General features: G+C 43.8%; 10 protein-coding genes. 1 reads left to right on the top strand and 9 read right to left on the bottom strand.

The features are described 5' to 3' along the window. Positions 1–73: 73 nt before the first annotated feature. Complete coding sequence (locus tag EYB58_RS10235; protein ID WP_111959739.1) at positions 74–1,735, top strand: beta-galactosidase; 1,662 nt, start codon at positions 74–76, stop codon at positions 1,733–1,735. Positions 1,736–1,771: 36 nt separating this feature from the next. Here EYB58_RS10235 and EYB58_RS10230 read toward each other — a convergent pair whose 3' ends face one another. From EYB58_RS10230 to EYB58_RS10190, 9 genes are all read right to left on the bottom strand, one after another. Continuing rightward, positions 1,772–2,716, bottom strand: coding sequence for a sulfotransferase family protein (locus tag EYB58_RS10230; protein ID WP_111959737.1), 945 nt, complete (start codon positions 2,714–2,716; stop codon positions 1,772–1,774). A gap of 20 nt (positions 2,717–2,736) precedes the next feature. Then, positions 2,737–3,804 (bottom strand): GNAT family protein, encoded by a 1,068-nt coding sequence (locus tag EYB58_RS10225; protein ID WP_111959735.1) that lies wholly within the window; start codon positions 3,802–3,804, stop codon positions 2,737–2,739. Between the two features lie 90 nt (positions 3,805–3,894). Continuing rightward, a complete protein-coding gene (locus tag EYB58_RS10220; protein ID WP_111959733.1) occupies positions 3,895–5,049 on the bottom strand; it encodes a glycosyltransferase in 1,155 nt (384 codons plus the stop codon). Between the two features lie 8 nt (positions 5,050–5,057). Beyond that, a complete protein-coding gene (locus EYB58_RS10215) occupies positions 5,058–5,699 on the bottom strand; it encodes a CpsD/CapB family tyrosine-protein kinase (RefSeq protein WP_111959731.1) in 642 nt (213 codons plus the stop codon). Between the two features lie 18 nt (positions 5,700–5,717). Beyond that, positions 5,718–7,181 (bottom strand): lipid II flippase MurJ, encoded by a 1,464-nt coding sequence (locus EYB58_RS10210; RefSeq protein WP_111959729.1) that lies wholly within the window; start codon positions 7,179–7,181, stop codon positions 5,718–5,720. Positions 7,182–7,208: 27 nt separating this feature from the next. Continuing rightward, the gene (locus EYB58_RS10205) at positions 7,209–9,323 is read right to left on the bottom strand and encodes a hypothetical protein (protein WP_111959727.1); all 2,115 of its coding nucleotides are present in this window, start codon (positions 9,321–9,323) and stop codon (positions 7,209–7,211) included. 29 nt (positions 9,324–9,352) lie between these two features. Further along, positions 9,353–10,282 (bottom strand): sulfotransferase family protein, encoded by a 930-nt coding sequence (locus tag EYB58_RS10200; protein WP_111959725.1) that lies wholly within the window; start codon positions 10,280–10,282, stop codon positions 9,353–9,355. A gap of 24 nt (positions 10,283–10,306) precedes the next feature. Next, positions 10,307–11,395, bottom strand: coding sequence for a glycosyltransferase (locus EYB58_RS10195; RefSeq protein ID WP_111959723.1), 1,089 nt, complete (start codon positions 11,393–11,395; stop codon positions 10,307–10,309). Continuing rightward, the gene (locus tag EYB58_RS10190) at positions 11,388–12,590 is read right to left on the bottom strand and encodes a glycosyltransferase family 4 protein (protein WP_111959721.1); all 1,203 of its coding nucleotides are present in this window, start codon (positions 12,588–12,590) and stop codon (positions 11,388–11,390) included. Before EYB58_RS10190 ends, EYB58_RS10195 begins: the two co-directional genes overlap by 8 nt. Between the last annotated feature and the right edge of the window lie 2 nt (positions 12,591–12,592).

The raw sequence follows: 12,592 nt of genomic DNA, 5'->3' as shown, positions 1-12,592 counted from the left end.
ATGGCATGATTGATGCTGCATTACAATAGCGAACCAATCCAATTCCCTGTTTCCAAACAAAAGGAGATTCTCAATGAATAACAGCATCTTAAACAAAATAGCGAATAAGAAGGTCAATTTCCTTATATTTCTCCTTTTTTTTGTATCAATTTGTAGCGGGGTCTGTGCCGGGGCCAACACCAAGATAGCGGTAACCGACATCAGCACGGGATCCGATTGGTCCCTACCCGATTGGGTTCAGGCATCAAGCAGATCCGGTGGGCTCTATATGGATCGTAATCCGGATCGCTCTTTTATCTCCTTCAAAGGAATCACACTTTCCTGGGCAAATTTAAATCCTGCTAAAAACCAATATGATTTTTCTGACTTGAACGCGGCTTTGGAAATGGCAGAAAACGAAAATTATAAAATTATTATTCGGTTAAAATGCCATGTTGTGGGACGTAGAGATCAAAGTGGTGCAATGGATGCCGATTGTCCATATGTACCCCAATGGGTTCTGGATTTGCACTCACCGGCACAATTTGTTACCAGAGATACTTCTGACAGATATATCCGGGTTGCCGCGCCCTGGGACACAGGATTACAAAAAGAGCTTCTAACCTTTATCAAATTTTTGGGAAAACAAGGCTATCTGGCTGATGAACGAATCGCAGGGATTTATATCACAGGGCTATCCTCCTCATTGGGTGAGGAATTCTGGCTGCATCGTGACTACCTGCAAAATGCGTTAAATGCCGGCATGACTGAACCCTTGCTGTTGATGGCATATAAAAATAGAATTGACGCCTGGGTTGATGCTGCCGGTGAGAATGTACACAAGCTGATCTGGATAGGTTATGGTGGGATTCAAAGTTCTGGCTATGATGGAGACATGCTTAACGATTATGCCCTTGATATGGGCCTGGGATGGCGGCATGGCGGCCCTGATACGTACCATGACATTCTTCCGCCCGAAGTGGGTCAGACATATACAAATGGTTACATGGAAACTGACTGGTCCCACCCCCTGCGTGACGGCCAGCGGATATTTTTAGGCGAGGTGGAATTTATTTTCGAGCAGCCGGATGCTGAGCAAACTCATATGACTGAAAGTGCTATTATGCGTATGGCCCAGCTTGGAATGAATTACGCTTGGACGTCAGCCGATTTTTTAGAATATGCACCGCAGATGTTCGAGTGGTGGACACTGACTGCCGGTAAAGATCCTTGGGACAGCCCGGATGCTGCCTGCTGGCTTCGCCAGGATGCGATATATGTAAAAACCCATGCAAAGGTATACCCCATAAAAAACTTTGAACGATTTCTCTATCAGCGAGATGAAACAGGTGCGAAAACAGTACCGGCCCTGCCCGTCAACCGGGCAGAATTTTGGAATGATCCATCGGGACAAAACTTTGATTTCTCAGCCCGTGCCACAGATGTGCGCAATGGCAATGATAAAATGATTTTCAGTCTGGAATCCGGCTTTTTAAATACCTTGAATACACCTTTTACAATTAAAATAACCTATTTTGATAATAACGCCTCCCAATGGGTTTTAGAAGTGCCCACTGGCACGGGCTACCTGCAATCGTCAAGCATTATCGGAGAATCGGATGATACATTGAAAACAGTCACGTTTACAATGAATACCATTCCGGATAACACGAACTTAGACAATCATTGTGCTTTCCGCTTACGTGTTCTGAATGATCAGGATGTAACCATTAAATTCGCGCGTGTCATCAAATAACGGCCAGGGGCCGCCTTCATTCTTTTTGTGTTGGGGTTAAGACAGCCAATGCCCAAGATCCCGTTCCAGCAAAAGTGCCAGTCTGTGTATTTCCGGTTCAAATTGTTTTTTGAGTGTCGCTCGCGCGGCATCCGGCATTTCCACTTTTGTAATCAATTTTCTGGCAGCCATATGCTTAAGCTGCTGTCGCTTTCGCTTGGGAATCATTTTTTTCAACACACTTTTTAAAATATTCGGAGATATAATAAATTTTTTTAACAACTCACTTTTCGGTTTTCCTGAAGGATTATAAATCTGATTTGTATTCGGCGTATAATCCGGGTCAACACCTAAAAACAAAAATATTTCTTTGCAAATTTGACCTGCATCTTTTTTAAGGTCATCAAAAAGGAAGATTTTAACCCTGTCCTTCCCAAATTCATTTTGGTAGGCTTTAATTTGATCATGGTACATCCCAAATCCGATATAATCATAAAATGGCTGCCAGTTGTCGCCAAGTCGTTTTTTAATCGTGTCGGGATGAACCGCATCCTGAAATGGGGCAATATCTGAGCTGGTTCTGTTAAATGTCCAATACTGCGACCATGCCCGATCAATGGGGTTACGAAGGCTGATGATAAATTTAAGCCGGTTATATTGTCCTGGGTCCTGATAAACACGCTTAAAATTGCCGATGCTGGCTTCATGGGTATAAAGATATGATGGGGATGCATCTCCGCATTGTTGATTGTGGAATGCCGACCGGTATAATTGTGCGTATTCATCAATGTTGTCAATTATTCCAGGAAACTTGTCCGGGCTGTTAAACGACGGCCTGTTATTCATAAAGCTGAAAAACCAGGATTCTTTTTTATCCGGCATAAAAATTTGCGGATGCCCCTGCAGATAATAGTGCAATGATGTTGTTCCGCTTTTAGGCGCGCCTACGATAAAAAAATCAGGAAGATTGACGATTCCAAAATCATCTATACTGACTCTCATTCTATTCCTTTAAATTTATTTTAACTAAAGTATGAGGTTGAAAAATCCGAATCGCCCCGGCCGATGAAAAGATCCTGGGTAGATATATTTTCTATTTGATACCCGGCAGGATCAGCACAACCCAGAAGAAAATTTTTGCAGCGTCGCCCTTTAATAAAGAAAAAGGATTTCAACTCTTTTAATACCGGATCCTTATCATTTATCAGCAATGCTTCTACAACATTGGTGTCTTTTTGCAAAAACCAATGCAACGCCTGTTTTAGCAATACCCTAAAAATATGTGGCGTTTCAAGCGGGAACACCCAGTCAACCAGATAGCCTTTTATCTTGTCATTTTTTTTCTTCAGACTCGTCACCAGATAGCCTGCCAAACGGTTATTTTTTTTAGCCACCCATATTTGGTACTGATCCTGGGAACCTTGAAAACGCCATCGTAAATAATCCGGGCTGGCAATCAGCCGAAACGGATAGTCATCTTTGACGGCATCCCACAATTGTTCGATATCATCGGGGACCGTATCTGTCCGTTCAACCAATATGCCTTTTGACGATACAAACGCCATACGCGCGTTTACTATATTCTCAGTGACAAGACCTGCGGCGGCCCGGAGCCCTTCAGGAACCTTTATCAATTTTCCCGGGTTGAGGACAAGGGCAATCAATGGCCTGTTTACATCAATCAATAGATATTTTTTAAAAATTTTTCTAAATACAACATGAGAAACTTCATTGGTGAAACCGTACACCATTTTTTTTTGCGTAATCACCAAATCTCTCATAATATCCATTATCCACCCAAAGGCAACACCGCCCCGGTATTTCGGATCAGCCATAACATCAACCACTTGATAAGAAGAATGTACCTCCCCTTTCACCCGTACGCGTCGCACCCAAACCCCGGTAAAAGCGACAATCTTACCATCCGGTTCCGTCACAACATTTGCTATTGTTTTAAAAGGAGGCGCAATATATTTCCAGTGCCAGTAGGCATCATCTAATCGCGTTCCCCATACACGTTGGTAAAGATCGGACAATTCCGATCCGTCGTTTTCATGAAAAGGTCTTAAATTTAAGGACATATCTGTCATTTCTCAGCCTTTTGAAATGTGATCGCTCATATGGTGAATTAAACTCTTTGTAACTGAATTCATGCCCAACCTTGCAGACGTCATTCGATATTACCATTTAGATTTCCCCTTTCCTGTTAAGAAATGAAAAAATCCCATACCGGTTCCAATATTAAATGCAATGAAATATGATAAAAAGGACATTCCCTTGATGTTCAATACATTATGATAAGACAAAATCGACACCCCGTAAAAAAGGACCTGGCAGGCAAAAAGCCCTGCCCAGTAAAAGCCGGTGAATGCCAAAATAAAATTTGTTATGAAAAGAGTGATCAAAAGAAACGGGATCAACCTGCGGACAACTTTATGGCAAAACAACCCGACACCGTACCAGAAGGTGGTTTTCTGCATAAACAACTGCCGATTTTTCCAGATGGCGTTCAGCTCCCTGGTTACGATCCGCGACCGGCGATTCACTTCACCTGAAATTGTCTTGGAGGGTTTGGGTATAAAGGCAGACGTTTTAGGTAATCCCCCAAAGCAATAGCCCTGTTTTACAACGGACAGCAAGGTAAAGATATCATCACAGACATCCTCGGGAATAACAGGACGAAGATTCTTTCTAACGGCATACAGTTGACCGGAGCATGAGGTCACACTTCCCAGAACATCCATTTCAACCTTTTTTATATTTTTTTCAAACAGCCAATATTTTTTTTGGACAGACCCAATACCGCCTTTTGAATCATCTGATCTGTTAATTTCCACAGTCCCCGAACATCCCCCGACCTGGGTGTTCATCATTGACTGATTGATCATTGATATGACATCGGGGTCTAAAGTAGAATCCACATCGGAAATCACAATAATAGTGCCGGTTGATTTTTTCACTGCCTGGTTAAGAGCAAGATTCTTTCCCACCCATGTTCCGGTTTGATGATACCTTAAAGAAAAATCGCAAGATGCATCATTAATTATTCCCGGCAGTTCAGGAAGATCGCCATCTCCAGATACAAGAATTTCAAGCTTTTCAGGCGGGTAGTTCAGCATTGAACAGTTCACAAGTTTTTCCGGCAGCATGTGCACATCATTTTTATAAACCGGAATAATTAAAGTCATCCCAAGCATCCGGCTTGCAAGAGGCGTCACAGGATTTCTCTTTTTTTTAACAAACAGGCCGATCAATGCCAATATGATCGGATAGGCTGTTTGAATAAATATCAGGCCTGTCGCTGCAAAAAAAACTATCGCTGCTGCAATATACATTTAATGCCCTAAAAAATTTTTTTGTAAATACAATCGGGAATATGATGGCGGCGTTTGTTCATTATGGTTCCTAAGATAGTAGGATCCGCCTCCTTTAAGTGGTTTATTGCAGTAGAAACAACCTGCTGCCGGGTTTTTTCAGCTTCCACAACAATGAAAACGCCATCGAATAAATTTGTGTTGGTTAACGTTGCCAGAGAAGCCAGAATAGACGGCCCATCCACAAGGATGAGATCAAACTGTTCTTTGAGTTCTTCCATGGCCTTTGGAAAGACTTCTGACATGGTGCTGGAATCAACCTCATCGGAAGGTACGCGTCCAACAGGAATAAAAAACAGATTTGGATGCTCGTGGCTTGGGTACTTAAAACACCAGTCTGCAACATCGAATTTGTCGCTCTGATCGGAACCGTTTAGAGCCCAGCCTAGTTCTGGGTTATCCATTTTATTTGTTATTTCAGGATGCTGGATATTAAAATCAACAACCGCAATCCTTTTTTTAGTGCTGAAATTCTCCAGGCACATCTGGGCGGTTGTAAGACAGGTAAATGTCTTTCCTTCTCCAGGAACAGCAGAAAGAAAAAGAAATGCCTGTCCTGATTTCTCAAATATTTTCCGGTTAAGGATAAACTTTAAGGCTTCATTATCCACAAATATTCTCCTTATTGATCAATTTGAAATATGTGTTCTAATTTGACTGGAAATCGGAATGATAGTGATGCAATATAAAAATAAACCGCCCACACAACCCAGACCCAACCTTATAAGGGGCATAATCTCCCAGTTTTTCCATGGCAGTCCAAATAAAAATAAGAGCATTAAAAATGACGAAACCAGAATATTGATAACATACTTACCAGGTGGAAAACTCATTTTTAACCGTATCCATAGTAAGAAAAATATCATCCATGCCGTTATGGTAGAGGCAAGGGCCAATCCTTTGAGGCCCATCCCCAATAAAGCGAAATCAAGGACCAATGTCAAAGCGACGGTTAACATGCCAAACAAAAAAATCTCTTTTATATTTCTTTCCACGATAAAAACATTGCGCAGTCCGGCACTGCAGATGACAGCAGGGATCCCCATACAAAAATACTGAATGACTGCAACCGCCGACATGACCTGGGCGTCAGTAAAACGGCCGTATGTTGCCAGGATATGCACCAGATCGCCGGCAGCCCAGAAAAACAAGATGGAGATTGGAAGACCGATGATCATAAAAAAACTGAACATCTCCAGACGGAGAGAATCCATCTTATCAGTCTGTTTGGCGATTGAAGACAATTTGGGAAGATAAAGCGTGAAGAGGCTTGTTGACAGCAATATGGGAACCGACCGTGCAAGCCGCTCCGAAAGAAAGAGTATAGAGATACTCCCAGCACCCAGCAACGAGGCAAACCAACGATCTATCAACGCGCTCGTCCTGTTTAAAACCAAAGCAACCACAACAAGCGCGAAACCGGCCAAAATGAGTTTCAAATACGGCCATTTGAAATTGGGTTTTTTCATTGATAATAATGACCACCCGTTGGCGCGCCCTTTAAGATACAGCACAAAAAACTGGATGCACCCGGCCAGTATCAGACCCACGGCATACCCGTAAACACCAAAGGCATAACCGGCCAAAAATAAAGATAAAAGCGCAGTCAACCGCCAGGCAAATAAAGGAATCTCGGGGAACAGAATCATTTTGTGATAATAAAAAATGGACATGCCGTGACCAAATATGCCAAAAAGAAGAAAAGAAGGGGCCAGAATTCTTAATAGATTCACAGCCGTAGCATACCCCGCACTACTCAACCCCGGTGCCATAAGTTTAGTAAGAATCGGTGCCATAAAGACCAAAACCATGGTGACAATCAACAACAGAGGCATCCACCAGCCTAAAAAATGAGGCTCAGGATCCAGGTCCGAATTCTGGTAGCTTTCCGTAAAAACCGGCACAAGAACCAGGGGAAGGCGTCTGGCAACCATTCGAATCATTTCTATGGGAAAAAACATGGCCACAAACAGGGCGTCCGTTGTTTCATTGGCGCCTAAAACGATCACCACAAAAAAGCTGATCAGAAACCCCGTCCCGGAATTAAGCGACTTTAATCCAACCAGAAAAAATGCACCTTTTAGAAAAGACATCTTATACAGCTTCTTTTCATTTGCAGTTTATCCAAGTTCAACCCATGTCACGGATGCAGGCGGTAACTTCACTGCAATTCCTTCAGTCGGCGTATCCTGCTTAGAAGGCTTTTGGCCTTTAAACCGGATCATTTTTTTTATCGAACCATAGGGCGCGGATATGGATGCGTTGATATCTTTGCTGCTTTTGTTAACCAATATCATTATCATTCCTTTTTCAGTTTTCACGGAAACGGCCTCAACCCCAGAATGATCCGTTTCGGTTTTAAAAATCTGACCCTTAGACAGGGCCTGGGAAAAAAGTTGTTGTATGACAGCCTGGGCTTTTGGCTTCCGGTCCGCTGTAAAAAGACCTTTTTTTCGAATGCCTTTATCAATGATCTTAAAATAATTAATCGCCTTTATTTTGCCGGTATTAATCACTTGAGTCAGAACGGATGCCCACCAGACAGCACCTTCCCACTCACAGAACAGCCTGCTTGTGACAAGCCCTCCCTGCCGGTTGGTGGCACCGATAATGATGGGTTCAATAACGTTATCGGAGTCATATTTTTTGACAAGGGCGTCTATCTTTTCGATGAGTGTTGTATACAGGAAAGTATCTTCCAGTTCACTTGCCCCGTAAACGTTAAAGACGATGTCATCCACGATGGGATCTGCTTGTTTCAAGGTCTGCTCTATCCATCGGGTATCTAAAAAATCCTGATTGGGCTGTTTATGCAGACTTAACCCGGTGGCAATTGCAGGGGCGCCGATCCGGCACGTTCGGGTCTTTGGATCTTTTTTTATTCTGCTGCCTGCTGTTTTTAATAAACCAAGATATTGTTCCAGTTTCAAAATTTTATTTGCTTCATTTAAAAACTGAATCACAAAACTGTCAGGATTCATTTCTCTTTCGGTCATCATGTTGCAAGCCGCGACCTGTGCCCATTCCCCCCATTCCAACGCCTGATTCGTTGGCGAAAGCGTTTTCAGCCAACCTGCGAACCGGTCCAGAACCACCAGTGAAAATTTTCCCGGCCGGGAAAAAAGGTGTTTTTGATCATTAAATCTGAACAAAGAAAGATTGGGGACATTGGGATCGGCATTGTCATTCACCCGTTCTTCGGATGTATGGGAGACAAATACTTTTTCTGCCTGGATACCATATTCCGCCATCTTTGTTTCCTGCCACCCGTTCTTCGGCCCAAAGAACCCGACAACGCCAAGCGTTGGCGCATTCAGTGTATGATTAGATACCTTGATGCTTACCGGTACAAAATCTGCTTCCTGGCCTGACAGCCACAACCTGCCTGATGTATTCTGAACACCTTCGGCAGTATTGCTGAAATATGAGGGGATTCCTTCGATCCAGAACCCGACGTTATCCGTAACAAGTGTACCCTTGGTTCCGATTTCAACTTTCCAGGTACCAGGTTCCGGAATATTGACATGGATTCGTTCAGGAAAAATGGGATTAAATGGGGGATTAAAATTTCCGGATCCTGCAGAACTCTTTATTTCGGAAAGATCAACACCACGGGATTTGAGCTTTTTAAGAAGCGATTGGGTGTCAACTTTGGGCAGTTCTTTATCTGAAACAATACGGCCATGGGGATCTGACAACTTTACACGGGCAGATTTGCCTTTATATGACCGATGATTGATCACATAAAAATCGAAACCGGATGTTTTGGCCGGTACTTGAAAGAAAAAAGGCATATCACTGAACTGCCTTTTAACGCCGGTAATTTCAACAGGGGGCTCAAAAACCATTTTTCCCTCGCTCAGGGAAACATGCCAAAGATAACTGGATTTTAAAATCAGAACGTAGTGGCCCGGCCCTTTATCGACATTCAAAGTGATGGCCCCCGAAGCCTTATGACCTAAAAAAACTTTTTTAATCAGCCGCCCATCAGGGCCTAAGAACAGAAGGGGTTCGTCCAGGCCATATTCCGGCTGGTACCGGACGGTCAACGTTTCATTGCGCCCTTCAGCAAAGATATGAAGCCGGCCCTGCCTCAATTCAGACATCTCCTGGGAGGCTGACCATGACGGATGCGGCAGAACCTGAAGAAGGAACAGTAAAATAACAGCCCAACAAAAAGATAAATGTGACCGTTTCAATATCAGTCCGTTTTCTTTAAACATAAAATGTATCATTTTATCCCTCCTATCAGGATATTATTAACCTATTCAAGGTAGCCCGCCTTTTCAGCAGTCTTTTTTACAGCCTGTTGAACAGCATCCAGTTCAGATGGAATAAGCATCTGCCGGTATTTGGTATTCATATTGCGGACATTGCCGATACAGTCAATATAACGTTTAACCGTCCGGCTGTAACCCAGACCGCACTTGCTGAGCAACGCCGTTATGGTATCAAAGGCAGAGGCCACAAAGTCTTCATATTTTATCTCTATGAATTGTTCCGGTAAAAGCGATTCACACTCCTGCCATGTCTGTTCAACCACCTTTGCCCATTGAATAGCTGCCAGGACACAGGCTGATTTATCAGCCGCCTCCCACGCCCGGATATCTTTTTGGGACAAACCGCTCCAGAACGGCCGTTCCCATCCCCCTTTTTGTTTCCAGTATGGCACCCTCATAAGAGAGGCCACAACAGCTCTTGGATCACGCATCACATGAACAAATACGGCATCCGGAAAGATTGTGGATAAAAAATTGATCCGGGGCGGACCTGTGAGTTTAACGATCAGCCTTGTTCTGTGCTGGTATTTGAGTATGGTATGGATATAATCCCGGACCTTTTGACAGGTATGCGCAGACGGCGTGCCCCCACCCAAAAAATCCCATGTAAAGTCATGGCCGCATAATTGTGTCCATAAAGTATAATCGCCTTCATCGCAGTAGGGCAAATATTTTCTCAACCGGGATGAAAGCATTTTATCCTGGCGTTTCTTGCCTCTAAGATACCAGCCGAAATGGGGTATGTGTGTGATACGGTTTAAAAAAGACAATTGGGGCAGTTGCCGGAACCGGTGGTTATAATTTGAAAGCCAGCCCAGATCGTCATGAAGGGACATGATTTCCGATATAACCGAAGTCCCGCTTCTGTCCATACCAATGACAAAAATCGGCCTGTCAATTGAATATTCCTTCAAAACCCGAATACCCCTGGTTCCTGATTAGCCACGTCCAATGTTTTGAAACAATTGTAAATATAAATCCTCATACTTTCCGGCGGTCTTTTTAATATCGTAGGCACTTAACACTTCGATACGGCCTTGCTGTGCTTTTTTCAACGCCCTGTCCGGATTATCAAGCACCGTTTCAATGGTGTCGGCCAAAACGTCAGGATTTGCCGGCGGCACCAGCCATCCTTTGTCCGGGGTCAAAAGCTCCGGTATCCCGCCCACAGCACTTGCAATAACAGGCAGCCCCGAAGCCATGGCTTCCAGCAGGCTGAGCGGCAGACCCTCATGGTGGGATGGAATAATAAAAAGATCCCCTGTTTTCATTAATGGCGCGATATCCCGGACATAGCCCAGAAAATCAATTTTATTGACAAGACCAAGCCTTTCTCTAAGTGATAAAAGCGCCCCTTTTTCAGGCCCGTCCCCGGCAAGCAGGCATCTGAAATGTCTTTTTTTCTTTGACAGCGAGTGCAATGCCTTTATCAGTACATCAAAGCCTTTTTCCTTGGATAAACGGCCGGCGGCCACAATGGTTGCCGGATCATTAAAGGCATCCCGTTCTGTGCAAAATCTTTCCACGTCAATACCGTTTTGGATCAAACGCATCCGGGTCGGTTTCCACCTCAATGTATCGTTCAAATGACGTATCACGCTGTGGGAGACAGCCGTATGACAACTGCTCAACGGATATAACAATATTTCAAAAAAGATCCGCTTAATTGCTTTTTGTTTGAATGTCATGCCGTGATGGGTTCGAATGACCCCTAACCGCCCATTGCCGATGGCTGCCAGTCGCCCGTAGAACCCGGCGGTAAAAAGATGGGTATGAAGAATGTCAATATTCTCCTGCCGGATTAACCGCCGAAGGGCCTTCCATCTTAACGGTTTAGGCCTAGCCGGGACCTGAAGCACATTAAAACCTTCTTGTTCAAGATGGTCTGCCAACCCACCGCCAAGCCAGGTGGCAACAATGGGTTCAAATCTTTTTCTATCCGTATTTTTAACCAGATTATAGATCATGATTTCGGCACCACCGAAATTCATATGGGGAGCCAGATGAAGAATGCGTATTTTATGCATTGTATTTTTCCATTAAGGAAATTATCCGTTCATGGCAGGTTTTCCGGTTATAATTGTCTTCAATAAATTTTCTGGCGGCTTCTCCATATTGGCGTCTCAAGCTTTCATCATCGTGCAATCTTTTTATTGCACCGGCCAAATCATCCGGCTTGCAGGGCTCAACCAGTAAGCCGGTTTGTTCATGGATCACAGCCTCAGGCACACCACTGACCCAGGTTGATACACAGGGCAGGCCGCAGGCCGATGCTTCAAGAATTACGTTGGGGATGCCGTCCCGGTCTCCATAGGGCCCGACTTCGCATGGCAAAACAAACACATGGGCATTTTGATACAATCCCACAATTTTGTCCTGGGTACACGGCCCCAGCCATTGAATATGATCATTAAGCCCCAAGTCATGGGAAAGCTTGTGGATTTTTTTCTCGGTATAGCCGGGAAGCGCCAAAAATTTGAGTCTAACCGGCACGCCGGCATCAATCAGAATACGAAGCGCACGCAAAAGAGTGGCAAACCCCTTCTGCCAGGTCATACGTCCGATGGAAAGAATCGTAAACGTTTCTTTAAAGGGCACATTTCCCGGTTTCATCAACGCCACATCAACACCGTGGGAATATACCTCAATTTTTGAATAATCAACATCCGGATAGGTTGATGCCAGATACCGTTTATTGTATTGGGTTGATGTTAGAAATAATCTGCAATGCTTGAGTATTTCATAAAGAAAACTATTAAACTTGTAAAGGTCATGGGCGTGCCCCGTACAGGTAAACGACTTGTTAAGCAGCCTGGATATAACAAAAGCCGTTGTTGCCGGCATATTTGCCCAGTGTCCATGCATGAACTCAATACCCTGTTTTTGCGCCACATAGGCCGCATGGACCATTTTAGGCCAGGCAACCAACGCCTTGAACATCTCTTTTTTCTTTGATGCATGCCCTGACATGACATATGTAAACAAATTTATGTACTGTCTGGGATTCTTGAAGAAAAAATAGAGCTGGGTTATAAGATACAGCCTGTAAACTGGGAAATAATGAACTTTTGTAATCCATTCAGGCACCGGCCCGCTATTTTTAAAAAACGCAAATACATGGTTTTCACGCCAAAGTTCCTTCATTGCAGAAATATCAGCCACAACAAAGGTTTCCGAAACAGATGGGAAGCGTGTAACAATATGAGCGATTGCTTTTTTCAAAA

Origin of the sequence: Desulfobacter hydrogenophilus (assembly GCF_004319545.1) — a bacterium.
GTDB classification, from domain to species: Bacteria; Desulfobacterota; Desulfobacteria; order Desulfobacterales; family Desulfobacteraceae; genus Desulfobacter; species Desulfobacter hydrogenophilus.
This window is presented reverse-complemented; position numbering and strand designations above follow the sequence as displayed.